We start from the raw sequence: 26,405 nt of genomic DNA, 5'->3' as shown, positions 1-26,405 counted from the left end.
CCCCAGCTCCCGGGCTACCTGGGCGCAGCTCACACCCGGCCGGCTTGCCTGCTTAACCGCGCCCCACTTGAACCCGGTGCTGAACTTCCTTCGCTTCGACATGAACACTCTTCATCGCTTGAATCGGTCTTCTTGTAAGTGTCCGTGAAAACGGGGGGTGAACCCAGATCAATGCCGCCGACCAGAAGTTGGTCCGGATGATTGGCGCGACTCTGTCGCTGCAGGAGTACGCGGCGCTGTACGCGCACGACCTAGGGAGGAAGCGGCGGAAAACCCCGAAGGCGACGGATGATGCGCTTCGCGCCGGCAGGAGCCCGGCGGAACTGGCTATGTGGGCCCAGTTCTGCGATGGCGCCGACGAGCTACTGGCTATCAGCGGAGATTTGCCGTGTTGCCTTGCCGCTCTCATCAAGGAAACGCAGACTGGCATGCCCAGAGGGAGTGACGATCATTTCCAGTCTTGGCTTTCCCTGACCATCGCGCAATGTGAGCATTGCATCGCGAGAATCGGACTTGCCGAGGAACACGCGCTCAGTGATGGCAGGAATGCCTTCCCGATGGAGTAATTCATCCCGATCGGAGAAGAACGGGCGGTCCACGCCATCGGCGACATCACTGAAGGTCAGGCCTGCGAAGTGCTTGCCCGCGTCGTCCACGCCCAGCAGTTGCATCTGCTGATCCTGCTGGTAGCGATCAAAGGTCAGGCTCAACCCACTGGAGCCCTTGCCATCCTTTCCAAGCGCGCCGTTGTAGATCAGACCACCGTTCTCCGTGCCCTCATCGTTGAAGAAGAGCATGCCTGCCATGGGGCGCGGATGCTCTTGCTCCTCGTTGCGGATGATCGCCCCAGGGAAGAGGGTGCGGTTGGAAATAGCCAGCCGGATAGTCCCATCGGGTTCTTTGATGTTGAGGCGTTGGGCATCAATGACGTCGAAGCTGGCACTACGCTGTGATGTCGCCCCCATCATCAACGCTGCCATCGTCAAGAGACCTGCACCTGTGCAAGCCAGAGTCAACCGTCGTTGACTTCTTTTCAGGTGCGCAATCTGTGCCTGCAGTGCTTCGATTTCTATCGACATCACATCTCCTTGTGTGTGCGGCAGTGAGGCGAACAAGCCGTCCGCAGACGGTCTTGTCCGCCCAGTCAGCATGCCACTGCGTTCTGATAGACAGCAAGCCACGCCATCAGTCGGTTGATGCAGCCCGCATGACGTCGAAGCGTCTGTCGTGGGTCGTCACCTCTGGGTGTCTGTACTGGGTGGACTGACGCTGCCAAGGGGCGGTTTCGCGGAGATAGGGCCGGATGCAATGGCCACTCATGACCGAAGGGTGGCTCGGCCATGTGCCCGGGACGTGTAGGGATAGCCCGACTCCACAGGGCGGGGTTGCCCGACGTCGTTGGCTGGGCGGAGCGGTCATCCTGACCGTGCCGGATCCGGAGCCGCAGCCACAGGCAGCTCAACCTGGGGGCGCGTGAGCAGCGCCGCGCCGGCACAGAGTCGAGTCAGGCTCGACTCCGCCTCATTCGACTTGCAGCAGCAGGTCCTCGCGGTTGTTTTCCGGCGTGTTCATCGAGTGGCTGACGCGGTAGGCATCCATCACGCAGCCCCAACGGCAGGTGCGGCCGGATGGCACCCAGTACTACTCCGCCCAGATCACCGCCGCCGATCAGAAGCTGGTCCGGATGACCGGCGCGACCCTGTCGCTGTAGGAGTTCGCAGCGCTGTACGCGCACTACCCAAGACAAGAAGCGGCCCGATGAGGCCTTGTCCGCCCGCGCCCTGAACTGACAGGAGCAAGCCAAGCAGCGGCTTACCACCTTGGCGACCTGAAGCAGCCGGTCGCTGACGTCTTCTTGACTAGACATGTCGCTGAGAAGAAACATTGCAAACTCAGTGCTTGTTCTGCGCAGCGTGAGGCCGCTTCCAAGAAGTTGGTTACGGGTGTTGTCACCTCCGGAAATGCGACTACCATTTGCGTACGACATGAAAACCTTCACATACCAGTACACCCAGAGGCCAAAGTACCTTCAGGGCTGTTTCTATTGGAAGGGTCGGGGTTATCACTATTCGCACGCCGCGCCACTGGCAATGCTGTCCGCTGGTGAATTTCCAAATGATGACCCATGGGCGGCATTGGCGTGGGTATTGGAGCGCGCAAAGAAGGCAGATTTTGGTCATGTTTCTAAGCTGAGGCGCTTGATACTGGACAAGCGCAATGCCCCAACCTTGGTGTCGGCCTGCTTGGGGTTGACAGCTGATACGGGGCTGGATGGCGACCTCGAGTTTATTGCAGAGCTGATGATTGATGGGCCGGACTATCTACGCATTGAGGCAAGTCTTGCAGCTCAATGGTCCGGTGTTATGTGGTTGGTTCCCTTCATGCTTGAAGCGTGGCGTGCGCTGAGCCGCAGGGCTGATCGGGAATCGATCGAGGCAAACATTGTCAATCTTCTCGACCCAATTGAGGCTATTGAGCCTCAATTCTTTGCCAGTGGCTTAAGTGAGGACGAGTACACCAATGCTGTGGGTGTGAGACTGCAGCAGTTGAGAGGCATCTGTGGCAGTGACAAGGCATCGATATCGGGAGGCGCCTCCGTCGATATGAACCTGCAAATAGCACTCATGAAGAAGTCACTGGAGCCGAGGAACGCCAAGGACTGGGTGGATTGGGGTAATTTCCTGATATGGCGACGTAAATTCGAGGTCTATTCTGGAGTCGATTGCTCCGCTTTCTACAGGGAGGGCATATTTCAACCCAGGGCAGCGGCAGTCATACTGAACCGATATTTGGCAGCACCTGTGGACTTTGCGGCCGGTAAGCGATATTTCTTCGGCCACTTGGTGCCGCAGTGAAACAAAGAGATCTGGCATGGGGCGACGTGGTGCCGGTCTCCTGTCGCGCGCTGTGTCGGCGCCAGGTTGTAACTGGGCTGGATCTCGGCCAGGCCGGGGGCACGGTCAGCCAGCCCGGCTGACCGAAGTCGATCACGGGGAGCTGGACGAATCGGCCGCACATGGCCGGAGGGTAGCCCGGCCGGTCGTGCCCGGGCGTGTAGGGACAGCCCGACCCTACAAGGCGAGGTCGCCCGATGGCGCCAGCCGGGAAGGGCGGGCATCCTGACCTTGCCGGATCCGGGGCCACAGGCAGCTCAACCCGGGGCGCGTGAGCGGCGGCTTGCCGGTACAGAGTTAAGTTAGGCTCGACTCTGCCTCAGTCGACTTGCAGTACCAGATCCTCGCGGTTGTTCCGGGGCGTGTTCACCGCGCGGCTGACGCGGTGGGCCTCCATCGCCGGCGGCTCGCTGGCCAGGCGGCCTACCCGGAACGGATCACGGCTAATCCAGCTATGTGTTGCACTGATTGTCCTGGGGAGAGTAGAACCTTTTTACTGGTTACCGCTGCATTGCCGTCCGAAAGCGGCGAGCGTGCTGGCCGGGGGATCTGCAGACTACGGGGAACTTTCCCTGGAGTGAGCCATGTCCAACCGATACCAACGTTTCGTGCATCTGCACCATCAGAACGAGCTGCTGACCCTGCCAACCATCTGGGACGCAGCATCGGCCCGCCTGGCGCAGGCGTGTGGGGCTCACGCGGTAGGCACCTCCAGCGCAGCGTTGGCGTGGTCCTGCGGCCATGCAGACGGTGGATCGCTGCCCATGCGGGCACTGCTGCAGCGGGTTGCCGAGATCGTGCGCGTCACCGCGTTGCCTGTAACCGTCGACATTGAAGACGGATACAGCGACGATCCTCTTGAGGTGGCGACGTGCGTACAACACCTGGCTGAGCTTGGGGTGGTCGGCATCAACATCGAGGATGGCGACGGCGATCCAGCACTGCTCGCCGCCAAGATCGCCGCAGTGAGGCACATACTTGGGCCGCGTTCGCTGTTTATCAATGCACGTACGGACGTATATCTGCGTGGCTTGGCTCACGGCGAGGCAGCAATACGGATGAGCGTGGAGCGGCTTCAGACCTGCGCGCGGTCCGGCGCGGATGGTGGTTTCGTACCCGGCCTGCAGCTGCCGCAGGACATCGCCGCACTCAAAGAGCAAATACCCTTGCCACTCAATGTGATGTGGCTGCCGGGAATGCCTTCAAACGAAACGCTGTACGCAGCGGGAGTACGCCGCTTGAGCGCCGGACCTGCCCTTTTCATGCATGCCTGGGCGAGCGCATCGACAGCAACACGCGCGCTGCTGAGCGGCACGCTTGCCGCAGACGATATGGCGCCGGACTATGCCACGTTCAATTTGATGTTCTCATCGCGGCCTTAAGCCAGTGTCGACATGTTGGCCCACGACTTCCTCGTCACCTTCCGTGGCTCGCGGTCGCGCATGAACAGCACTCTACGTCGCGCGGTGACCGCTTCAGGAAATGTCTTTGTAGGGGTCTTACACATACACCTGATCCCATGTGTCCGGTCCTGCGGCTCGATCAGCGCCAGCAGGGACTTCCACGGAACAACCTGCTCCATCTCCCCTAGGAAGATTTCCCGGCGGGTCTATTTGCGCTTGCCCGGGCCCTCGGCGTCGCCGAATGTCAGCTGCATGAATTGCTCATCAACATGTGCTGCCATTGTCCATCAGGTTGCCGGCCATCGGCCGGCAACACCGGAGCACTTGTTCAGGGCATCCTTAACACGTTGTCCATAAACAAGTTCTGTGTATTGCCGATCAGCATGTGGAGTATTTTCGTAGATTCCACGTACACTGCTTTCGTAACTCTACGCTTTATCAATGGAACGACTACTACTCACAGCAATCGGATTGGTTGTTTCCAGCGCAGGACCTGCGTCTTTTGCATATCTTAAAGTGCAACGCTAACAATCAGTCCGCCGCACGCCGCTCAACTAAAGACTTGATGTACTTCAGCTGTTCCAATATAAAGTCAGAAAAGTTTGGCGCCAACACATCAAATCCACCCAGTTCGGAATTAATCTCTACAACTTGCCAATTATTTTTTGCGTCAAAAGCATATAGCACATCGCTAGAGTTTCCACCGAATACGTAAATAACATCATAGCCCTCAATTTCCCGGCCGCATATGGTTGAATATTTCTCTGGGCCATCATCAATGTAAAATGCCGCATCTAGCTCTCCGAAACCAAATTCTGTGAGAAATTCCAGATAGTCAGCTGGAACTTGGTGACGATGTGAATCATCAACATTGCATAACGTCGCACTCGTGTCTGCTGTGTGGTGGCCGTAATTGCCCTCATAGCCCTCTGAGGACGTAACATTATCAATCAGCGACTTTAACTCTTCTTTATTTTTTATAATCATCTACTAAATATTTTTTCCCGCTGGCCCTTGGTCCCGGCTGGCTTGCCTGCTTAACCGCGCCCCACTTGAACCCGGCGCTGAACTTCCTTCGCTTCGACATGAACACTCTTCATGGCTTGAATCGGTCTTCTTGTAAGTGTCCGTGAAAACGGGGGGTGAACCCCGGGGAGCCTGCGGCAGTCAGGCCGTGGCGGCTATGCAACAAATCGGAAAAAGCGGCTGTGGCGCAATGCACCGCAGCGGGACGCCCCTCAGCTATCACAGCGCAAGCATGACGCTATCGTCCCCTTGTCCGCTGGAGCTCTGTGCCTCGCGCACTATTGCGTTCGATAGATGGTCACAGTCAGCACAGCCCAGCGGGGCGGCCTCACGGGCTAAAGATGGAAGCGGGGTGTCAATTGCGTCGCTACCTTTCATCAAATTCTGCATAGTTGCATTGACTCGCCATCTCCCGTCGCTAGACTGCCGCACGTCATACGGGTCCATGGCGGGCGCCAACCTCGACTTAGAGTTGTGCGATGCCGTCGAGCTATGCCTTGATCCCACCTCTGCACTACTCAGTGTGAGGCGGCGTTACATAGAAGGTCTGCCCCCAACTCCAGCTTCTGCGGGACTAGCGCGTTGTCGCGAAGTTAGAAGGACGTAAAAACTACAGTTGACTGAAGTCCGGAGTGAGACATGTCTATCCCAAGTGCTCAATGCAGATTGGTAGCTAAGTACGAACAGAAAATATTTGGTGGCAAACCACAGGCCCGGGAATACCTGGATGAGGCAGGGGCTGCGTCAATCGACATGCTGACATGCCTGGACCCCGTCGACCCGGAGATTGTATCGATCGGAACGATCGGTGTGTCGGAGGTTGCGTTGATTACAGATTCTGGCGATGAGCTCTTCACGAGAGTTGAGCTATGTGCCGCAGCGCTCGCCTCTGAGGGCTACTGGGTGAATGCCGTTGCGTCAGTCGCGCTCCACATCATAAAGACTGAGAGATCTGTACTTCCGGGGTGCGTTGTGGAAAACATATTTCGTGATTACCTTCCAAATCCAAGGATGCCTCACGTGTATCTGGCTGTACCATTCTTCTGGAATGAAGATCATTTTCCGCAGCTTGATATTCCGCCGCTGCAGGTCAACTGGCTTCAATGCATGTCGATCTATGAGGAGGAGCGCTTGTTTATCCAGGAGTTTGGCAGCGACGCCTTTGAAGCCCGGCTCGTCGACCAGAGTGTGAACATACTGGACATGTCGAGGCAGCAGGCAGTGCTGGATTGAGGTGTTGACGCACTAGCCGAGTCGGCCGGCCGAGAAGGGGGGGCATGATGCCACCCGTCACCTCGATCTGGTGCAGGAACAACGCCAACAGTGTCGCGAGATACCACTGTTCCATGGGGTCATCCATCGAAAGTTGACGAGGTCCAGCTGCCGGCGTGGATGGCCGATCCCCTAGCGGGATCGAGCCCCGGGCATAGTTCTCGATGAAAGTTTGGCATGGTCGAACATCGCCGCGCTGAGTGCGCAGAAGAACGCACTTACCTGCGTCGCCCACCCGGCTTGTTGTGGCACAACGGATAGCTGGAGCACGACCGGAAAGCTCCATGTGGCCCATTGCGGTCCACAAACACCCCCACCTTGCACACCGGGCAGCGCTCTTCGTGAATGGCCGCGCCTGAAATCGCGGTAACTTCCACCGCGCCGTCCCGCACCAGCTCATCCAGGAACGGCGAGTGCTTGCCCTGCAGGGTGAACATCGCAACCGAGCGTCGCGCACGCGTCAGTGCTACATAGAACAGGCGCCGTTCTTCGCTCAGCGGATAGGTATCGCCGTCCGGCATTGCCAGCGAAAGCACCGGGTCATCCGCGCGCAGGCTCGGGAAGCTGCGATTGATCATGCCCGGCAGGATCACGTAGTCCGCCTCGCGTCCCTTCGACCGATGGACCGTGAGGAACTCCACGTCCATCGTGCTGCCGACGGCCGTCTTACAATCCAAAGGCACTGCACCGCGATCCGCGCGATACCGCCCCAGAACAAAGACTGTCACGCGCCCGTTGCGCCCCTGGGGCACCGCCCCGGACAACAACTGCTGATGCAGCTTGGCGAGGTACTGACGAACGCCATCCTGCACCTCCTCACGCCGAGTCATCTGGAACGCCTGTAGCACCGGGCCCATTGCCGGCGCAGCAGAGCGAACTTCCTTGGTGATCTGCGCGGGATTGCGGCTGATGAAGCGGCTGGACACATCGCACAGTGCCTGCGGGCAGCGGAACGTCTGTTCCAGTTTCAGCACCTGGCCGTGCCCCATCCACTCGCGGAATCCGGTCATCACCGAAACGTCGGCACCGGCGAAGCGGTTGATCGACTGCCAGTCATCGCCCACCGCAAACAGATGGCGGCCCGGTTGGCTGACCAGCGCACGGCAGAGGCGCGCACGGGCGCGCGATGCGTCCTGGAACTCGTCGGCCATCACCAGTTCGTAGGGTGATTCATAGTGGCCCTGTTCCAGCAGCCCGGCGGCCATGTTGAGCATGTCCTCGAAGTCGATGCCGTGCTCGTCAGCCAGTGCGTTGTCCCAGGCCTGGAAAACCGGCCCTGCGATTTCCAGGAAGCGACGATGTCGCTCCTTGAACTGATCCTCGGGCATCTGCCGCAGGCGCGCGGCCATATCGTCCAGCGTCAGGCAGTTGCTCTTGGCGTGCGCAATGAAGGTGCGCATCAAGCCGATCAGGTCCGCGTCCGGCATCGGCTTGGCGCCCTGATCGGACAGCTCGCGGTCTGGATTCGGGTCGAGTTCAACATCAGACTCGCCAAGCTTCTCTGCGAGGTCCAGCAGGGCATGTCCGCTGCGCAGGCCAAAGGAGGTCGTCTCGACAAGGGCCGTGCCGCGCGCCACATGCTGCTGGCGCTTCCAGTGCATGCCTTCGGCGTAGTTCGAAAAGTGCTCCGGCGGCTGGCCATCGGCATCCAGCGCAAAGTGCTCGTGATACAGCCCGGCGTCCGGGTAATAGAAGTCGGGGCGATACTGGCGGTGGGTGTCTGTCGTGGTATCGAACTCGTAGCGGCGCTCGTAGTCGTACGTCACGCCGTTGTAGAACAGCCAGTCGGCGATCACGCATTCTTCCAGGCTCTTCACCCGCTCACCCTGCAGCGTGCGGATATAGGGCGAGCCATCGCGGTCGTAACCATCGGCATCCATTTCCGCGCCGAATGGCGGCAGGTCGCGCCCGAATACCAGGCGGAACATGTCCCATTGGGTGCGGAAGTGGGTCGAGCGATCCTTCAGGTCGTCCACCAGTTCGGCCAGCTTGTTGAAGCCGAGCGTCGCGTCGATGGTCCAATCCGGGATGTCGGGCTTGCGCCCTGTGGCTTTGGCGATGATGGCCAGGCCCAGGGCGTGGAAGGTCCGGGCCTCCACCACGGTGTTGCCCATGCCGAGCCGGTCGAAGGATCGCTGCGCGCGCTCTTCCAGCTCCTTCGCGGCGTCCTTGTTGAAGGCGAGCATCACGATCCGTTCGGGATCGACAAAGCCGCGATCGATGGCATAAGCGGCCTTGGCGACCAGGGTGGATGTCTTGCCAGAGCCGGCCGCAGCCACGACCTGCACGCGATTGTCGAAGCAGAAGACGGCGCGCGCCTGTTCCTCGGTCAGGGGTTTGCTCTCGACCCGGTCCAGGAACTCCTTGGCAAGCGCCAGTTCGCGTGTGGCCATGGTCGCGTTGGCGTCGGCCCACACGGCGGGCCAGTCCAGCTGCCAGTCGTGCAGGGCGTCCAGTGCGGCGCGGTGGCTGGGCGAATGCAGGTCCTCGTGCACATTCTCATCGAGGAACAACCGTTCCAGTTCGTCTGGCTGAAGGGGCAGGGTGGGTCGGTCGGCCAGCAGCGCCTGCTGCTGTTCGTGGCTGATCCAGCGGCGGCCGGTAGCGCCCCGGTCGGTGAGCGCATCTGCCTCGGCCAGCCACGCCTGGATCTGCTCCAGGAGGGCTTCAAAGAGTGCCGTGCGACCACGCGTGGTGCGCGCGAAGAGCACGTGCTGTACAGCAGCTGCAAGTCGGGAGGCCTGGCCGTTGGGCAGCCCATTTACGGACAGCGTGTCACCGCCTTCGGTCTGCAGCACCACCCTGGACCAGAACAGCCCAGGAGTGACCTGCAGGCGATGGTCGTCATCCACGTGCTCCCGGTACGGTCTATCCCCGATCATGAGCTCGACGTGCTCGCCATCAAGCCGCAATCGCCAGTTCGGCGAGCGGGTCACACGCTGGCCCCAGCCTGAGGGGCGCCATTCCATAGACATCCAGATACTGCCTTGCGTACGTCAATTGGGCTTACAGAGCCCTTGCGCTCCATGATAAGGGGCCTTGACGACGCGTGTGGCGTTTCGCCTCATGGCCAGTCATGCGACCGGTTTCATTGACGCGGGCGAAGGCTGTTGCCAGCATCAAGCGTGTGGATCTGGAGGTCGACCATGGATACTGACTGGAACAGCGTGGGCACCCTGAAGCATACCGTCGGCGGCTACGCTATCCGGACCGATGCGCTGAAGATCCTGGTGACCACTGCAATGCAGGGTCACGAGGGTGACGTCTCGCAGATGCGCATCGATATGGAGGATGGCACCGTCATTCCGCCAGACGAGATCAGGCGCCTGGCACTGGCGCCGGGTCGGATCCGCTAGCAGTACCGAACGGCATCGGGCCCATGTGTCGTCCGGCAACGTCACGTGCTGGCATGTGCGAGCAGTCGATCACTCGTAGGCGCGATCCCGCTTCGTAGGCGGTACTTCGATGAGATCTCCCCGCCGGATCAGCTCATCCAGATCCACTGCCGATGCTGCCAATGCCTCCTGCGCATCGAAATCCCATTTGTTCCTGTACTCACGCGCCAGCAGATCGCAGACCGCCCTGGCGCGCTGGTAGGCATCGTTCTTCGCGTCATCCTGCATCAGCTCGTCGCGATGGATCTGGCAGAGCATCAGCTGATGCGCGTCCTCACCGCGCTCGCGCTCCCAGGTGATGTCGGGCAGGCCCGAAAGTGCGGTGGCAAGTGCGAATGCGGTCATTGACATGGCGGTGTCCAATGGGGCGATGGGAACCTGAGCGTATGCGAGCGGTGGCGGTAAGCGACCGCTGCCGCTCGCACGGTTTCACGAGGTGTTCACCATTCGCTACAGGATGGAATCCGCTATGGACGTCCTCTCAGGCGTTGACATCCACAACAATCCGCCCACGAACTTTGCCTGGAATGATCTGCTGGTAGACGTCCAGCACCTCGGCAAGCCCGATCAGTTGCACGGTGCTTTCCAGCTTCTGCGGATCCAGATCGGTGGCGAGACGATCCCACGCGCGTTGACGCACCTCCTGCGGCGCATTCACTGAATCCACGCCCGCAAGGGTCACGTTGCGGAGGATGAAGGGCAGCACCGAGCCTTGCAGCGCATCACTCTGGGCCAGTCCGCAGGCGGCAACTGCACCGCGGTATTTCGTCTCGGCAATGGCGTTGACGAGGGTGGGGCCGCCAGCCACATCCACCACACCTGCCCAGCGCTCGGCACTCACCGGCCTGTCGCGCGGTTCTGAAAGCTGGGCGCGATCAATGATCTCGGCCGCACCCAGGCTGTGCAGATACCCGGCGTGTTCCGGTCGTCCGGTGGCGGCCACCACGCGATAGCCAAGCTTTGAAAGGATCGCCACCGCGATCGAGCCGACGCCACCGTTGGCACCGGTCACCAGCACATCGCCCTTCTCGGGCGTCAGCCCGGCATCTTCCAGCGCCAGCACGCACAGCATGGCCGTGTATCCAGCAGTGCCGATGGCCATGGCGTCGCGGGTGCTCAGGTTGCCAGGAATCCGGTTGAGCCATTCGCCACGCACGCAGGCGCGCTGTGCCAGACCTCCGTGGTGGCCCATGCTGAGATCCCAGCCGTTCAGCACCACGCGGTCGCCCTGTTCGAATCCGGTGTTGCTGGACTCCAGCACTACACCCGACAGATCGATGCCAGGAATGAGCGGGAACCTCTGGATGACCGGACGCGTGTTGCTCAGTGCCAGCGCATCCTTGTAATTGAGCGTGGAGTACTCGACCTGTACCAGGACGTCGCCGTCCATCAGATCGGCCTCATCAAAATCGACCAGCTCGGTCGAAACCTCGTCGTTGGTCTTGCGTGTAAGCAGTGCTTTGAACGTCATGTTTGGCCTCACATTCACGGGATGAAGCCATGCTAGGCTCGCGCCCTTATCGCAACAAGAACGATGATTTTCCGTAGGTACTATGGTTTTCCGGAGTATTCATGCGTAGCAAGCGTTGGGACGGCAAGAGCGGTTGCGCCGTGGAAGTCACGCTGTCGGTCATCGGCGGCGTATGGAAGCCTGTCATCCTCTTTCATCTGATGACGGGCAAGCGGCGTTTCATGGAACTGACGCGGCGGGTGCCCAATGCCACCCAGTCCATGCTGACCAGCCAGCTGCGTGAACTGGAAGCCGATGGCGTGGTGATCCGCCACGTGTACCCGGAAGTGCCGCCGAAGGTGGAATACGAGCTGTCCGAGTTCGGGCGCACGCTGGTGCCGGTGCTGCTGGCCATGCGCGAGTGGGGTGAAACCTACCGCGGCCATGGACACACCGATGGCAACAACTGAAGCGCGAGGAGTGCGCGGGATTTCTGTGGACGCGCGAACGTCATGCAATGCAGGTGGAGTGATATCACACCGTCAGCAGCGGATAGAGCGATGCCCCTTGGAAGGGGCATCGCTGGGACTACGGGGTTGCCTTTGGATTACGGGGATCTGCAATGATCCGCGAGGGTGACCCATACAGCACCAGCACCCGCATACCGGTGCTGAATACCGGATCGGGGCCTTGCACGACCGTCATCAGGTTGCCGTTCTCGGTCTGTACCACGTTGCCAGCCGTTGATGGCCCCTTGGGCGCCTCGGCCGGAACAGGGGAAGTGTCGACTGTGGCGACGGTGGCCGTCGCCAGGATCGATCGGATGACCCGCAAGTAAAACGACCCGGTGCAAACGCGGGTGTGGGATGCCACGAGCGCGGCGCTCAGCCTGCAGGCCTTACCGGCGTTGGAGCCGCGTCCGGGGCAGGTACCCACCCGGATGGGCATCCACTACGTCAGTGCCCCAGCAGGGATTTACTTTGCCGGGGCGTCTGCGGTCTGCGCGGCGACCATGGCTTGTTGCATTTCCTTCAGCGACAGATAACCGTCACCATCGGTGTCCAGGCCCGAAAAGTACTGCGCGATCTCCGGCACCACGGTGGCTTCCTCTTTGCTGATTCTGCCATCCTTGTTCTTGTCCATCGCGGCAAACGCGGCGTCGATTGAATCGGCCTGCTTGCTGAAGCGTCCCTGCTGAAATCTCGCGTACTCGGCCTTGTCGACGCGCCCGTCGTTGTTGGTGTCCATGGCGGTGAATGTGGAGTCGATGTAGGCCTGTTTCGGGTCAGCCGGTGTGGCCTGGGCCAGCAACGGGGCAGTGCACAGTGCGATCAACAGGGTGGTCTTGGTCATGGGTCGTTTGTCCGTGAGAGATACAGGTCAGCGGCAGGGATAGGTGTAGCCGTCGGAACCGCGATAGGTGTCGTTGCGACGGTCGTAGTTGCCGTAGCGGTTCATGCAGTAGTCGGCGCGCTCGCGGGTCTCGCGCTCACGTTTGGCGGCAGCGGCAATCACGCCGGCCACCACCGCTGCACCTACCACGCCCACCACGACGCCGGCGGTCCTGGCGTCGTGCCGGCGCTCGCGTTCCCGATCACGGTCCCGCTCCCGTTCGCGCCGTTCCCACGCATCGCGATCCCGATCCCGGTAGTCCTGGTTCCACTGCGGGTTGTAGCGGTCGCCCCGCTGCGCATGGGCGTCGCCGGAGTACGGCATCAGCACCAGCTGCGCAGCGGCCGCCAGAATCAGCGCGGTCCTTCCTGTCTTCAGAAACATCGTCCAGCTCCTGTGCGGACATCATTGGTGGCTGTAGTACACCCCGCAGACATTGCGCGAACCTGCCGTCAGGGCGCGTAATTGCAGCGGCTATCGAACCAGCGCCTCCACCGGATCCAGCTGTGCGGCACGGCGTGCCGGCAGGAAGCCGAAGCCAATGCCGATCAGGCTGGAACACGCGAATGCGGCAAGAATTGAATGAGCGGAAAACACCAGGCTGAAGCCCACGTCGGCCAGCTCCAGTACCGCGCCCAGCGCCAAGGCCACGCCGATGCCGAGCACGCCGCCCAGCAGGCAGACCAGCACCGATTCGATCAGGAACTGCTGCAGGATGTCGCTGCGTCGCGCGCCCACCGCCATGCGTACGCCGATCTCACGCGTTCGTTCTGTCACCGAAACCAGCATGATGTTCATCACCCCGATCCCGCCGACCACCAATGCGATAGCCGCAATGGAGCTGATCATCATGGTCAGGATGCCGGTAGTCTGTTCGATGGACTTGCGGATCTGCGCGTTGTTGCTCAAGTAGAAATCCGTGCTGCCGTGGCGACGCGTCAGCAATCGCGCGATGGCCTGCTCGGCTGCTTCCATGCTGATTGCATCGGAAACGCGCACGGTGATGCTGGAGACGTGGCTCTGCCCCAGCATGCGCGCCATGGCGGTGGTGTAGGGCAGCCATACCCGCAGCAATGATGCATCGCCAACCGCGCCAGCATCCTTTTTCACCACACCCACTACGCGTACCGGCACGTTGCCCAGCAGCAGCGTCTGCCCGATTGGGTTTTCCGTCGTGGCGAAGAAACGTGAGCGGGTATTGGCGTCGATCACCACCACCTGCTGGTAGCCGGCCACGCCGGGAGGGCCGAAGAAGGCGCCTTCGCCCAGCTTCAGGCCATGCACGCGGAAGTACTGCTCGCTGACCCCCTGCACCTGCACGCTGGCCGAGCGGTTACCGCGCAGCGCCGTCCCGCTGGTGGCCACCCCGGGCGTGGCGCTGTCCACGAACGGCTGGCCAGCCAGGGCCACGCTGTCGCCGGGGGTGAGCGTTTCCACCCGCGCAGCGTGCAGGTCGCCAAAGCCTGAGCCGGGATAGATCTCGATGGTATTGGTGCCCAGGGAGGAGATGTTGGACAGGATGGCCTGCCGCGCACCGGTGCCCAGCGCCACCACCGACACCACCGACGCAATGCCGATGATGATGCCGAGCATGGTCAGGAAGGTACGCATGCGGTGCGCGTTCATGGCGCGCAGGGCCATGCGGAAGGCCTCGGCGAACCGGTCGCGCACGGCCTGCCAGCTACCGCCACTACCGCGCTGAGGCGAGGTTGCCGTCGCTACACCCGTTGCAGATGCAGTGCCGGTGACACGATCATCCACAATCCGTCCATCGCGGATTTCGATGATGCGTTGCGCATGTTCGGCTACAGCCATGTCATGCGTTACCAGCACCACGGTATGGCCCTCGGCGTGCAGCTCGCCCAGGATCTTCATCACCTCCTTGCCGGAGTGTGTGTCCAGTGCACCCGTGGGTTCGTCGGCGAAGATCACCGCGCCACCGTTCATCAACGCGCGGGCGATGGAGACGCGCTGCTGCTGGCCGCCGGACAGCTCGCCGGGCAGGTGCTGCATGCGCTCGCCCAGGCCCAGCCGCGTCAGCAGTTCGGCGGCCCGTGCGTGGCGGCCGTCCGCGGGCATGCCGGCGTAGATTGCCGGTACTTCCACATTGCTCAGTGCGGTCAGATCAGTCAGCAGGTGGTAGCGCTGGAAGATGAAACCGAAGTGCTCACGGCGCAGCTCGGCAAGCTCATCGGGCGTCATCTGTGCGGTTTCGCGCCCGCCAATCTGATAGGCGCCGGCAGAGGGCCGATCCAGGCAGCCGAGGATGTTCATCAGCGTGGATTTTCCCGAGCCGGACTGGCCAACGATGGCCACCAGTTCACCTGCGCGGATCTCCAGGTCGATGCCATCCAGCACCACCAGGGTCTGCTCGCCGGCTGCAAACTCACGGCGTACACCGCGGACGCGCAGCATCGGCTCGGTCGTGGCTGTACTCATTTCGGCTGCGCGGTTGCAGTTGCGGCTTCGTCGCTGGCCTGCGCCAACACCACCTGTTCGCCCTCTTTCAGCCCGCTGCGGACCTCCACCTGGATCTGATCATCCAGCCCGACGGTGATGCGCCGCGTGCTGGCGTGCCCATCGGTACCGCGCACGTCCACGCTGTAGCTGCCATCGGCAGCGCGTGTACCCAGTGCGGCCGAGGGAATGGTCAGCACGTTGCTGGCGCGGCCCAGCACGATGCGTACCTGCGCGGTCATGTAGCTACGCAGGCGGCCATCGGCATTGTCCACGTCGAACTGGCCGTTGTAGTACATGGCCGTGCGGCTGCCGCCTGACACGGCCGGCGAGGCGAGGCTGGAACTGTCCTCCTGAGTGATTGATTCGGGCGCCGGCGCGATGTCGCGCAACAGGCTGCTGTAGCGGCGACCTGCGTCGCCAAGAATGGTGAAGAATGCCTCTTGGCCAACGGACGTGTGTACAACGTCAGCCTCGGAAATTTCCGCGTACACCGTCATCACGTCCTGGTTGCCCAGCATGACGATGGTCGGCGCGCTCTGCACCGCGTTCACGGTCTGCCCCTGGCGCGCGACCACGGCCAGCACGGTGCCGTCGGTGGGGGCGGTGATGCGGGTGTACTCCAGGTTGGTCTGCGCGATGTCCACGTCTGTCTGTCGGCGCACGACCTCGCCGTCCAGCGCGGCAATCTGTTCGCGGGTGGCATCGACCTTGGCCTTGGCAGCATCGAAATCGGCGCGCGCCACCAGTTGCGATGTCACCAGTTGCCGCTGCCGATGCAGTGTCAGCTCGAACTGGCGCAGGTCGGTGGCCAGTGCATCGCGATTGGCACGCGCGGTGCGCTGTGCCGCCTGCGCGCTCAGCAGCGCATTGCGCTGCGTGCGCGAATCGATATCGGCGATCGGATCGCCTGCCTTCACCTTGTCCCCCAGCTTCACATGCAGGGTATCGATGCGGCCGGAAACCTGCGCGCCCACGCTTACCAGCCGCGAAGGCTTCAGCGTGCCAGTGGCTTCCACCACCTGTTCGATGTTGCCGCGAACGACTGGTGCAACCTGCAGTTGCGGTGGCGGTGCCGGCCGCAGGAATGCAAACAGAATCAGCGCGCTGCACAGCAGTGCGGCAGCAATGATGAGCATACGGCGGCGATTGCGCGATGCGGCGCTCATCAGCGCGGCATCCAGAAGGGACAGGGCATCGTGTGACCTCGAGACAGATGGAATGCACACCTGTGGTGACGGGTGTGGATGGTCGTCGAGTCTCGATGCGCTGGATTGCGTGAACCTTGCGGGTCTACCGCTGTGTCAGCCTGCGGCAAGAAGGGCGAGCAGTGCTACGGCGATGAACTGTAGGGCGCTACCGAGAACCAGCAGCACATTACGCAGCCGATGACCTGCCATCCGCGCACCGCAGAATTGACTCGCCGCGCCGGCCAACAACCAGAAGAACGTTGAAACAGGCACCTTCGTCATTCCTGCGCCGATGGCGGTCAGCAGCGCACTGGCAATCATTACCCCGGCAGCATGGCCATCCAGAGCGCGCAGCAGCGGTGGAATGGGGCGCGAGGTTGCCGCTCGCCATGCTGCCAACCCATGCAGCGCGGCATGCACGGCAACAAACAGGAATACGCCTGCGGCCGCCGTTGCGCTGGCGTGCCGATACGTTGAAGTCACCAGGGCAATGCCGGGCAGCAGCAGAAACAAAGCGCCAAACAGCCGCATCAACACGCCAGCGCGCTCGGCCTCTGGAACGGCGCGCAACCAGTGCGGCCAATGTTCCAGGCCGAGCGCACGGCCAGCCCGTGGGCGGCGATTCCAGGCAGCTGCTGTAAGGCCCGGCGAATTCCGCGGTGGCACAGTGCGCGTGGAAGAAGACGGAGGAGGGGCTCCCTGGGTCACATGCAGGCTTCCTGTCGGATCGGAACGCGGTGGCACGACAGGTGCCACACCCTGATGCTGTGCAGCGAACATTGCCGCAACCTTGCCTGTCCTCGCTGCCGGGCACGCCTGGACAGGTGTCAGTTACCCACGTGCATGCGATGTGTTCAGTGCTCCAGCGGTGGCGTGCTGGTCACGCCCGGATGCAGTGGAAACTCAACACGGATCAATGCACCACCGCCAGGTGCATCCAGAATCGTAACGTGGCCACCGTGGCGGTCGATCACTTGGCGCACCAGGTTCAGCCCCAGGCCCGCGCCTGTCTGCCGCGGCCGCAGCCGCTGGAAGGGTTCGAAAACGCGTTCGCGCTGGTCGACCGGTATGCCCGGGCCGTCATCCTCCACCTCCAGGCAACTGCCTTGGACGCGCACGATGACCTGGCTTCCGCCATGTTCGGCAGCATTCAGAACCAGGTTGGAGATCACCCGTTCCACCGCACCGGCCTCGCCGAGCACCGGGAAGTGGGGTTCCACCGCCACCGCCACGGCCTTGCCCGACTGGATCAGCAGCGGCGCCAGATCGGCGGCCACCCGCTTGGCCACCCGCGCCAGGTTGATGGATTCTTTCGGTCCGTCCTCCTCCATGCGGTGCAGATCCAGCAGCTGCTCGGCCAGCGTCGCCAACCGCGCCACTTCCACGGCCAGGCTGCGCGAGGTGGCATCGTCGGCGGCATCGATCTTCACCCTCAGAATCGCAATGGGTGTGCGCAGCTCATGCGCGGCGGCGGCAATGAAGCGGCGTTGCCGTTCGTGTCCTTCGTCCAGCCGGCCCAGGGCTTCATTCACCGCCGTCACCAACGGAGCGATCTCTACCGGCACGGCGGTCTCTGTAAGACGGATGCCTCGGCGGCTGGCGGAGATGTTGCGTGCTTCCTGGGCGATGCGTTCCACGCCGGCCAGGGCGCGACGCACGATGATCGGGGTCAGGATGATGGTGGCCAGGCCCAGCAGCAGGAAGATGGGCAGCGTGATGATGTGTGCGGCCAGCGCCATCTGCCAGGTCAGCGAATCGGTTTCGCCATGGGCCATGATGGTCAGCTTGCCGGCCGGACCGCGGTGCTGGCGTATCACCACGGCCAGGCCATCGTTGCGGCCACGTCCGCGCAGGTCCCCATAGGGAATGCCGTCGAGGGCGCCCACCAGCGAGGCATAGGCCGGTGGCACATGCCCGAACGTAACGTGGTGGCCGTGTTCATCCTCGGCGATGAACCACGCGTCGGGCACGACCTTCAGAAGCTCGGCCAGCTCCGGTGTGTGTTCCACATACAGCTCGCCGTTGCGGTCGCGGTGCACCGCGTCGGCGGCCACCGGCGCGAAGGTCTGGATGCTGTAGTAGCCGCCGCTGTCGGCACGTACCAGCACCATCAGCAGCGCGAAGAACGCCACCAGCAACGCGAGCAGCTGGTAGATCAGCGTTTTGACGATCAGCGGGCGCTTCAGCGAGGGACGACGTGCCATTACTTCGTTTCCCGCATCAGATAGCCGACACCGCGTATGGCGTGGATCTCCAGCCCTGCATCGGCGTCGGCCAGCTTTCGCCGCAAACGAGAGACATGCGAGTCCAGCGTATTGGAATGAATGCCGTCGTCGAAGCCGTACACCGCCATTTCAATGGACTCGCGCAGCACGGTGCGGCCCAGTCGGCGGGCGAGGGTGGCCAGCACGCGGATCTCGCGCCGCGGAAGCTCCAGTCGCTGGCCGCCCACGCTGGCCTCGCCCGAGGCGGGGTCGAACAGGAGCCGGCCGATGCTCACCGGTTCTACCTGCATGCCGCTCGGCCGGCGCCCGGCCGCACGGATCCGCGCGAACAGTTCTTCCAGCGCGAAGGGCTTGGCCAGGTAGTCGTCGGCCCCCTCATCCAGGCCGGCGATGCGGTCCGGCAGCTGCCCCAGCGCGCTCAGCACGATGATCGGCACCCCGGGGTTGCGCTCGCGCAACAGCGAAATCAATCCCAAGCCGTCGCCATCGGGCAGGGTGCGGTCCAGCAGCACCAGGTCGTGCGAACCAGACAGAGCCGCTTCGCGGGCCAGGGCCAGGGTGTTGGCCAGGTCGACCACGTAGCGCTCGCGCTGCAGGGCGGACTTCAGGGTAGCGGCCAGTTCGGCTTCGTCTTCGATCAGCAGGATGTGCATCGGCAGGGCTTGGGCAGGAAGGGGCGTGGCAGGGCGGTTCGGCACGCGCCGGCACCGTATTACAGGAACATTGCGTGAACATGGCGTGCCTTCACGATGCCCGGTGAGGCTGTGACGCGCCATGAAGAGGGGCATCGGCGCAAGGTTCGCGCAATCCGGGCACTCCAGCCTTGGCGCCCTCTTGCCGATCCCCAATCCCTGGAGTACCCATGAAGTTGTTCGTTCCGTTGTTGTTCGTGGCCGCGCTGAGTGGCTGCACCACCGCCAAGATGACCGTTACCCCCGATGGCCGACGCGGCGTTGCCATCGACTGCAGTGGCTCCAGTTCCTGGAGTGGCTGCTACGAGAAGGCCGGGCAGATGTGCCCGGGTGGCTATGTTGTCTTCAGCAAGGATGGCGACGACGGCAATGCCATTGCCGTGGGGAACAAGAACGGCTTCACCTCCACCCAGATGGCCACCCGCTCGATGCTGGTGGCCTGCTCGCACTGAGGCCAACAGGGGAGGTGGGTTGCCACCTCCCCGTTGTCACAGCCCGCAGCCCTGCGTCAGAAGCTGTAAGCCGCCTGCACATACACCCGGCGTGGCTCGCCCGGGAAGTGCCCGTTGCGCTCGATGAAGCCGCTGGCCGCGTACACCTTGTCAAACAGGTTCTTCACGTTGGCCTGGAACTGCCACTGCTTCCACGTGGTCTTCCAGCTCATGTCGAACACGGTATAGGCCTTCACCGTTTGCCCGTCCAGACTGACGCGCTCGCCCACATGGTCTGCCCCGAAGCCAATGGCGGAGTTGATCGCTGGCAGCTCGTAGCGTGTCCACAGGCCCAGCTTGTTGCGCGGTGCATTGGCAAAACGGTCGCCAGAGGCATTGGTGATGCCGTTCGGGCCGGCGTCCTTCACCCGCGCATCGTTGTAGGCGTAGGTCAGGTTCAGCACCCAACGCTCGGTCACGTCGGCCAGCAGGTCCAGCTCCATGCCGGTGCTGCGGACCAGGCCCAGCGCGGCCAGCTGGTTCACGCCACTGATCACCTCTCCGGTCGCCTGCACGATGTTGCTGCGGTCGATGCGGTAGGCCGCCAGATTCAAGGTCACGCGGTCAGCCAGCAGCGACTTCATGCCCACTTCCCACTGCTTGCTGCGCTCGGCATCGAACGGGCCACCTGCGGCCGGATTCTGGTTGGCCGCACTCTGCGGTACGAAGCCGCTGGCGACGTTGGCGTAGACATTCAGGCCATCGCGTACAGTGAACGTGCTGCCCAGCCGCCAGCTGAGGTCGTTGCCATCGACGCTGCTGCCGGCAATCCGGTCGTTGTCCTTGAAGCCGTCCCAGCGCAACCCGGCCAGCACGTGCCAGCGTGCGGTCAGCGCCAGTTCGTCCTGCAGATAGGCGCCGTAGCGTTTGCTGCGGGTTGAAGTGCTGCGCCAGGGCAGGGCAGCCAGGTTGTAGTCGTGCCAGGTGCTGGCGCCGTACACGGGATTGAACAGATCGATGCCGCGCACCGGCCCGGCGCCACGCGCAAGATCAGCGCTGTTGGCGGTCTGTGCAGTGAAATCCGCATCCAGCTGGTACACATCCGCGCCGAACAGCACCTTGTGCTCCACCGCGCCGGTGGTTACGCGCCACACGGCATTGCCATTGGCGGTGAATGCCTTGTTGTCGCGGATCTGGTTGCGCAGCTGGCGGGTCATCCATTCGGCAACACCATCACGATCGCGATCGATCAGCCCCATCGGCTCGTGGTACATCTGGTGTTCGTTGTTGCTGAACCATCGCGCGGCGACGTCCACGTCCAGATTGTCGCCCGGCGCGAAACGGTACTGCGCCAGCGCCACCTTGGCGCGCATATCGAGGAAGTCGCTGGCTTCGTTGTGGTTCCAGCGCCGGTCGGTGAGGAAGGTGCCGGCATCGTTGACCGGCACGCCGCGCAGGCGGTTACCCCCAAGGTTCTGGGTGATATCGGTGAACTGCAGCACCAGTTCGCCGGTCTGGCCGACGTCAAAGGCCAGCGAAGCATCACCGATCACGCTCTCACTGTCGGTGTTCCAGCGCACGCCCTGCTCGCTGTCGGCATAGAGCCCGGCGCGATAGCGCACGCTGCCGGCGGCGTTCAACGGCCCGGTGCCTTCGATCGAGCCGGCACGGAAATCCTTGTCCCCCAGCTGCATCTCGATACGGCGTTCGGCGGTGGCCTTGGGTTTGCGCGTCACGTAGTTGATGACACCGCCCGCATCACCGCCGCCATACAACGCACCGGCCGGGCCTTTCAGTACCTCCACGCGCTCGATGTTGAACAGTTGCGGCACCGAAAAACCGGCATAGGGATCACCCCGCAGGCCGTCATAGAGCACGTTTTCCTGTCGGAAGCCGCGCAGGGTCACGCCAGCGTAGCTGAAGAAGCTGATGCCGCTGATGCTCCGGTACAGGTCGGTTACCTGGCGGGCGGCCTGGTCGTCGATCAACTCGCGCGGCACCACCTGGATCGACTGGGGCACCAGCTGCAACGGGGTATCGGTGCGGGTACCGACGGCGGCGTCGTCCACGCGGTACAGCGTCTGTGCGCGGCCGCGCACTTCGACGGCATCCAGCTCCTTCGGCGGGCCATCCGCCGCATGGGCGGGAGGTGTCAGGGCAATGGCCAGAGCGGCGCAAAGGGGGAGCCTACGGGGCGATGGGAGGGCCATGGGGCGACAATATGGATTTCAAATGAGAAAGAATATCATTTGCATTGTCATCGTGCCGCTTCGCCGATCAGGCGCTGCCCGCCCGGTCAGGGCGGGCAGCGCCGGGAGCGCGCATCTCACGTCGGTGTCAGCAACTCGCTGATGGCATCGTGCTGCTTTCCAAGTTGTTGTTGCAGCACGAAATCGTGCAGCAGGGCCGCAGCGGCCTTGCGTTGCCCATCGATGGCCTGGAGCGAGGCATAGCGCACGGTCGGGTCGTTCGGGCTCGGTCGCCCAGGCGCCTCCATCTCGGTGGCGGAGGTGAGCGTGATGAAGGCCAGCGCGCGCTTGTTCTCCTTCAGTTCCGCGTTGGTGGTCAGCACTACCAGAGTGACTTCATAACTGAGGCTGCCGCCGCGCCGGGTGTTGTAGGCGTGGCTGCGCACGCTGACCTTGGTTCCCTTGGGCAGTACCGCCTGCAGCTTCCGGGCGAAATCCCATTTATCGAATGCCATCTGTGTCTTCTGGTCGACGCGCACCATGAACGCAACATCGACGCCGGTAAACGGAACCTGTGGCACATCCAGATAGGGGCTCTGTTTCAGGCTCTGCACCAGGACCAGATCGTCACTGAACATGGCGGAGGGATCGACGGGGGCGGTGAAGGACTGTTTGAGCAGCTCGAAGATGGTCAGTGCGCGTTGGCGTCCCTGGGCAATCCGCTGAAGTACCGCCGGTGCTGGATTGTTCTGCACATAGCTGGCGTTGGCGTCCTGCATGCGTCGCTGCACGATCGCTGTCAGTCCATTGATCTGCTGGTCGGCAGACGCATTGGCGTTGGCGGAGGCCTCTTCACCGGCCATGCTGTCGACTACCTTCTTGAACTGCGCCAGACGGTCCTGGCCCGCGTACAGGGTGTAGATCTCGTTTACGCGCGCCACCCGCTTGTGTCGCTTGCGCGCGCTGGGGCGGTTGGGGTCGACGGCGATCTCACACAGCATCACCAGGTTCTCGCGCAGGTGGTAGTCCATGTCCGGTAGTGGCAGACGGACCGGATCCTGGGCCCCACCATCGGTGCCGATCACCAGTTTTCCGCGGTCGATTTCCGACCAGACGGTGACCGCCTCGATCGAGTTCCGGCGCGGCAGGCTGACGTCGATCAGTTCCATCAGGATCGGTCGGGGCGTAGCGGGTGCCGTCTGAGGTGGATTCGGCGGCGCGGTGATCAGCTCGGCATGCCAGGTGTAACCCATCCGGTAAAGGATGAAGGGCCGGATGGCGTCGTTGAGGATGATGCCCGGCGGAGCTGCACGTCCCGGCGATGTGAGGTCACGCCGGGTGTCAAGGGTGAGCCCGGTGGTGTCGCGGCTGTAGACACGGCGCAGTGCCTGGGTGGGATCGCAGGTGGCACGCCAGGTGACGTTCGCGGGCTGGCCTGGAGGGAGGGGCAATGGCTGAGGCGTCGGTTCCAGCGGCGATGCGGCGGGCTGCGGCGGCCTGGGAAGGGGCTGCAGCGGATACGCCGCATTCTGTGCTGCGAGCTGATCGATCAGGAGTGCGACGTTCTGGCCGGCAATGGTGAGTTCTTCCACCACCAGATCTTCGATCAAGGCATGCAGTTCGTTCTGCACCGCGCCTGGCAGCCAAGGATCGATCACGATCTGCGTATCCCAGTCCGAGTCACCCGAGGTGAAAAGGTGTTCGTTGTGGTTCTGCAACATGTCCATGCGTGCGGCGAAGGCATTGCCGCCCTTGATGTAGAAATGCACCAACGGCATGTCCTGGCGGAGCAGGTACTTGGTGCGCACGCCGTCAGACAGGGCATGCAGTTTCCCGTCGATGTCGGCCAGCGCTCTGATGACGGCGTTGCGGATGTCCGGGTAGGTCTGCGCGCTGTTGATCTTCTTGGTCAGGTCGCCGCTGATCTGGCGGCGCCAGTCGGCTTGCTCAGGTGTCTCTTTCATGGCTTGGCCTCTGCGGGAAGACAGGGTGCTGCGCGAGGTGGGGCCTGACGCAACAGTGGCTTCACCGTAGAGGCCGGCAAGCGGGAATGATCGGGGCAATCGATGCTGGTCGTGACCGCCGATGCGGTGGATTCAATGATCGTTGCGGGCTGGTTACTGGTCGCGTGCGGTGTAGGCGGTCCCGCTGAGCGCAGCGCGCACGCCCATGCTGCCGCGCTGCCAGGTTGCAGTGAATGCCGGCGTGGAATCGTTGCCTTTGTTGAAGGCACGCAGTGCATCGGCATAGGCCACCACCAGCGCTGCGATCAGCATCGATGCACCCAGTTGTGCCGGTGCGTCGGCGGGGTCGGCCCCGATGGCATCTGCCATCAAGCATGCAAGGTCTGCGATGAGCAGGGCCTGCAGCTCCCGTGCGCGGCCTGCAAGTACGGGGCTTTCGGCGACGGTCAGCCAGAAGGCCGCCGCGCCTGTGTTGATCCGCAGCAGGGGGTGGCCACTCTCCAGAAGTTCCTGCACCAGCGACTGGAAGGCCGCCAGTGGGGGCATGCTGCGGCGCGCCAGCATTCCCTCGCGCAGTAGATCCCGGGCCTCCTCGTCGCGGTCAAACACCAGGTCTTCCTTGCTCGCGAAGTAGTTGAAGACCGTTTTGCGTGAGACACCTGCGGCCTCGGCGATCTCGGACATCGATACGGCTTCGAAGCCGCGCCGGATGATCAGCTCCGTGGCGACGTCCGAAATCGCTTGCCGGGTCTCGGCCTTGCGTTGTTCGCGGCGGCCTGGGGGCGGGGTCATGAGCGGCTCACTTGTGAAAACGTACACCGAGTGTAACAGTTGAGCCGCCAGAGCGCCGACCCGGTGCTCACAAGGAATCCCCATGCTGTACGACGTCGTCATTGCCGGTGCTGGCCCGGTCGGCCTGTTCCTGTCCTGCGAACTGGCCCAGGCCGGGTGTTCGGTGCTTGTGCTGGAACAGGCCGAGTCCGCTGATTCACCGTTGAAGCGTTTGCCATTCGGGCTGCGCGGCTTGAACGCGCCCACCCTGGAAGCGCTGGACAGGCGGGGTCTGCTCGATGCGGTCGCCGCCACGCAGGTGCTGAAGCCGGACAAGGGGCCGCCGCCGCCCGGCACGGCCCATTGGCTGGCGCAACCGCGGCCGCTTGGGGGCCACTTCGCCGGCATTCCGTTTGCGTTGGACGACGTGGACCGCACGCGCTGGACCTGGCGCCTGCCGACGCCGGTGGGCACCCAGATGGCGGTGGAGCTGCAGGCGCTGGAAGCTGTGCTGGCCCAGCGAGCGATCGCGCTGGGCGTGTGCATCGAGCGCGGCCGCGCTGTGCAGGCCGTGCGCGCTGGTGCGACCGAAGTGGTCGTCGAGACCGCTGCTGGAGTGGTTCGTGGTCGTTGGCTGGTGGGCTGCGACGGTGGCCGCAGTACCGTGCGCAAACAGTGCGGTTTCAGCTTTGCTGGCACGGATCCGGAGTTCACCGGTCACTCGCTGCTGGTCGAGCTGGAAGATCCCGGTGTACTGACGCCGGGCCGTCAGTACACCGCGCAGGGCATGTGCAACTTCAATCCGCCGGGTGTCCTGGCGCTTGCCGATTTCGATGGCGGTGCCGGACATCGAAAGCCGCTCGACCTGGCCGAAGCGCAGTCACTGCTGCGGCGTGTGTCTGCTCGCGATGCGACCATCACCGCGCTGCATCTGCACAGTACCTGGACCGATGGTGCACGCCAGTCCAGCGCCTATCGCAACGGTCACGTACTGCTGGCAGGTGACGCCGCGCATGTGCATTCACCGTTGGGAGGGCAGGGCCTGAATCTGGGCATCGGCGATGCGATGAACCTCGGTTGGAAGTTGGCCAGGGTGGTACGCGGCGAAGCCGACGAGGCACTACTCGACAGCTATCACTTGGAGCGCCATCCGATTGGCGCCACAGTACTGGACTGGTCACGGGCGCAGGTTGTGCTGATGCGTCCCGGAGCCGGTTCGCGCGCGCTGGCGGCGGTCATGGCGGATCTGGCCGATACCCGCGATGGCGGCACCTATCTGGCCGAGCGGGTCTGGGGCGTTTCGCAGCAGCTTGATCTGGGCGGCGGCCATCCATTGGTCGGTCGCAGCGTGCCAGACTTCCTGCTGGCCGATGGTCGCCGCATGGGGGAAGTGTTGAGGACGGGGCAGGGGGTGTTGCTCATGCTCGATGAGAACTGCGCGTTGCGCGACGTCGTCGACCGCTGGCAACAGCACTTCACCAGCGTCACCTCGGCGGTGGACCATGCGTTGGGCCTGGGCGCGCTGCTTGTGCGTCCAGATGGCATCGTGGCCTGGGCCTGCGATGCGGGAGGCGACGAGGCCGGGTTGGGCCTGGCGTTGCAGCGCTGGTTCGCACTGCCAAAGGCAGACTGACGCGCAACGCAAAGGCGCAGC

23 protein-coding genes and 1 pseudogene are annotated in these 26,405 nt (G+C 62.9%); 7 read left to right on the top strand and 17 right to left on the bottom strand.

The window, feature by feature from the left end; genetic code table 11:
* A partial coding sequence (locus tag ABR323_RS05775) for a transposase (protein WP_439448594.1) occupies positions 1-102 on the bottom strand: 102 nt, incomplete at its 3' end.
* Positions 103-362: 260 nt separating this feature from the next.
* The gene (locus ABR323_RS05770; protein WP_439448578.1) at positions 363-1,079 is read right to left on the bottom strand and encodes a hypothetical protein; all 717 of its coding nucleotides are present in this window, start codon (positions 1,077-1,079) and stop codon (positions 363-365) included.
* Positions 1,080-1,985: 906 nt separating this feature from the next.
* Between ABR323_RS05770 and ABR323_RS05765 the strand changes: the two genes are divergently transcribed.
* Both ABR323_RS05765 and ABR323_RS05760 read left to right on the top strand, forming a co-directional pair.
* Entirely contained in the window at positions 1,986-2,855 is an 870-nt protein-coding gene (locus ABR323_RS05765; RefSeq protein WP_439448577.1) for a hypothetical protein, read from the top strand.
* Positions 2,856-3,478: 623 nt separating this feature from the next.
* Complete coding sequence (locus ABR323_RS05760) at positions 3,479-4,276, top strand: isocitrate lyase/PEP mutase family protein (protein WP_439448576.1); 798 nt, start codon at positions 3,479-3,481, stop codon at positions 4,274-4,276.
* 152 nt (positions 4,277-4,428) lie between these two features.
* Here the strand turns inward: ABR323_RS05760 and ABR323_RS05755 are convergent.
* Both ABR323_RS05755 and ABR323_RS05750 read right to left on the bottom strand, forming a co-directional pair.
* Positions 4,429-4,551, bottom strand: a pseudogene (locus ABR323_RS05755) (IS5/IS1182 family transposase); the annotation flags it as partial.
* Between the two features lie 277 nt (positions 4,552-4,828).
* A complete protein-coding gene (locus ABR323_RS05750; protein ID WP_439448575.1) occupies positions 4,829-5,284 on the bottom strand; it encodes a hypothetical protein in 456 nt (151 codons plus the stop codon).
* A gap of 678 nt (positions 5,285-5,962) precedes the next feature.
* On the opposite strand from ABR323_RS05750, the gene ABR323_RS05745 reads away from it, so the two are divergent.
* On the top strand, positions 5,963-6,556 hold the full coding sequence (locus ABR323_RS05745; RefSeq protein WP_439448574.1) for a suppressor of fused domain protein: 594 nt from the start codon (positions 5,963-5,965) through the stop codon (positions 6,554-6,556).
* 257 nt (positions 6,557-6,813) lie between these two features.
* Here the strand turns inward: ABR323_RS05745 and ABR323_RS05740 are convergent, their stop codons facing one another.
* A complete protein-coding gene (locus tag ABR323_RS05740; RefSeq protein ID WP_439448593.1) occupies positions 6,814-9,564 on the bottom strand; it encodes a UvrD-helicase domain-containing protein in 2,751 nt (916 codons plus the stop codon).
* Positions 9,565-9,741: 177 nt separating this feature from the next.
* Between ABR323_RS05740 and ABR323_RS05735 the strand changes: the two genes are divergently transcribed.
* Entirely contained in the window at positions 9,742-9,951 is a 210-nt protein-coding gene (locus ABR323_RS05735) for a hypothetical protein (protein ID WP_439448573.1), read from the top strand.
* A gap of 69 nt (positions 9,952-10,020) precedes the next feature.
* Here ABR323_RS05735 and ABR323_RS05730 read toward each other — a convergent pair whose 3' ends face one another.
* Both ABR323_RS05730 and acuI read right to left on the bottom strand, forming a co-directional pair.
* Positions 10,021-10,341: a hypothetical protein gene (locus tag ABR323_RS05730; RefSeq protein WP_439448572.1), complete on the bottom strand. Its 321-nt coding sequence runs from the start codon at positions 10,339-10,341 to the stop codon at positions 10,021-10,023.
* A 130-nt stretch (positions 10,342-10,471) separates the two neighbouring features.
* A complete protein-coding gene (gene acuI, locus ABR323_RS05725) occupies positions 10,472-11,461 on the bottom strand; it encodes an acrylyl-CoA reductase (NADPH) (RefSeq protein ID WP_439448571.1) in 990 nt (329 codons plus the stop codon).
* A 101-nt stretch (positions 11,462-11,562) separates the two neighbouring features.
* On the opposite strand from acuI, the gene ABR323_RS05720 reads away from it, so the two are divergent.
* Positions 11,563-11,910 (top strand): winged helix-turn-helix transcriptional regulator, encoded by a 348-nt coding sequence (locus ABR323_RS05720; protein WP_439448570.1) that lies wholly within the window; start codon positions 11,563-11,565, stop codon positions 11,908-11,910.
* A 505-nt stretch (positions 11,911-12,415) separates the two neighbouring features.
* Here the strand turns inward: ABR323_RS05720 and ABR323_RS05715 are convergent.
* The 7 genes from ABR323_RS05715 to ABR323_RS05685 form a co-directional block, all read right to left on the bottom strand.
* Positions 12,416-12,793, bottom strand: coding sequence for an EF-hand domain-containing protein (locus ABR323_RS05715; RefSeq protein ID WP_439448569.1), 378 nt, complete (start codon positions 12,791-12,793; stop codon positions 12,416-12,418).
* A 27-nt stretch (positions 12,794-12,820) separates the two neighbouring features.
* On the bottom strand, positions 12,821-13,216 hold the full coding sequence (locus tag ABR323_RS05710; RefSeq protein WP_439448568.1) for a hypothetical protein: 396 nt from the start codon (positions 13,214-13,216) through the stop codon (positions 12,821-12,823).
* 90 nt (positions 13,217-13,306) lie between these two features.
* Positions 13,307-15,271 carry a MacB family efflux pump subunit gene (locus ABR323_RS05705; RefSeq protein WP_439448567.1) on the bottom strand — a complete coding sequence of 655 codons (1,965 nt, stop codon included), beginning with the start codon at positions 15,269-15,271 and terminating at the stop codon, positions 13,307-13,309.
* Positions 15,268-16,458, bottom strand: a complete 1,191-nt coding sequence (locus tag ABR323_RS05700; RefSeq protein WP_439448566.1) for an efflux RND transporter periplasmic adaptor subunit — start codon at positions 16,456-16,458, stop codon at positions 15,268-15,270. The genes ABR323_RS05705 and ABR323_RS05700 overlap by 4 nt, the downstream gene beginning before the upstream one ends.
* Positions 16,459-16,593: 135 nt before the next feature.
* On the bottom strand, positions 16,594-17,010 hold the full coding sequence (locus ABR323_RS05695; protein WP_439448565.1) for a hypothetical protein: 417 nt from the start codon (positions 17,008-17,010) through the stop codon (positions 16,594-16,596).
* Between the two features lie 323 nt (positions 17,011-17,333).
* Complete coding sequence (locus tag ABR323_RS05690; RefSeq protein WP_439448564.1) at positions 17,334-18,683, bottom strand: sensor histidine kinase; 1,350 nt, start codon at positions 18,681-18,683, stop codon at positions 17,334-17,336.
* Positions 18,683-19,357 (bottom strand): response regulator transcription factor, encoded by a 675-nt coding sequence (locus tag ABR323_RS05685; RefSeq protein ID WP_439448592.1) that lies wholly within the window; start codon positions 19,355-19,357, stop codon positions 18,683-18,685. Before ABR323_RS05685 ends, ABR323_RS05690 begins: the two co-directional genes overlap by 1 nt.
* A gap of 209 nt (positions 19,358-19,566) precedes the next feature.
* Between ABR323_RS05685 and ABR323_RS05680 the strand changes: the two genes are divergently transcribed.
* Positions 19,567-19,848, top strand: a complete 282-nt coding sequence (locus ABR323_RS05680) for a hypothetical protein (RefSeq protein WP_439448563.1) — start codon at positions 19,567-19,569, stop codon at positions 19,846-19,848.
* Positions 19,849-19,904: 56 nt separating this feature from the next.
* On the opposite strand, the gene ABR323_RS05675 is transcribed toward ABR323_RS05680, so the two are convergent.
* From ABR323_RS05675 to ABR323_RS05665, 3 genes are all read right to left on the bottom strand, one after another.
* The gene (locus ABR323_RS05675; RefSeq protein WP_439448562.1) at positions 19,905-22,037 is read right to left on the bottom strand and encodes a TonB-dependent siderophore receptor; all 2,133 of its coding nucleotides are present in this window, start codon (positions 22,035-22,037) and stop codon (positions 19,905-19,907) included.
* A gap of 116 nt (positions 22,038-22,153) precedes the next feature.
* Positions 22,154-23,980 carry a hypothetical protein gene (locus tag ABR323_RS05670; RefSeq protein WP_439448561.1) on the bottom strand — a complete coding sequence of 609 codons (1,827 nt, stop codon included), beginning with the start codon at positions 23,978-23,980 and terminating at the stop codon, positions 22,154-22,156.
* A 153-nt stretch (positions 23,981-24,133) separates the two neighbouring features.
* Positions 24,134-24,772 (bottom strand): TetR/AcrR family transcriptional regulator, encoded by a 639-nt coding sequence (locus tag ABR323_RS05665; RefSeq protein WP_439448591.1) that lies wholly within the window; start codon positions 24,770-24,772, stop codon positions 24,134-24,136.
* 82 nt (positions 24,773-24,854) lie between these two features.
* On the opposite strand from ABR323_RS05665, the gene ABR323_RS05660 reads away from it, so the two are divergent.
* The gene (locus tag ABR323_RS05660) at positions 24,855-26,384 is read left to right on the top strand and encodes an FAD-dependent monooxygenase (protein ID WP_439448560.1); all 1,530 of its coding nucleotides are present in this window, start codon (positions 24,855-24,857) and stop codon (positions 26,382-26,384) included.
* Positions 26,385-26,405: the final 21 nt, after the last annotated feature.

Source organism: Stenotrophomonas sp. ATs4, assembly GCF_051861585.1.
GTDB classification, from domain to species: Bacteria; Pseudomonadota; Gammaproteobacteria; order Xanthomonadales; family Xanthomonadaceae; genus Stenotrophomonas; species Stenotrophomonas maltophilia_AS.
This window is presented reverse-complemented; position numbering and strand designations above follow the sequence as displayed.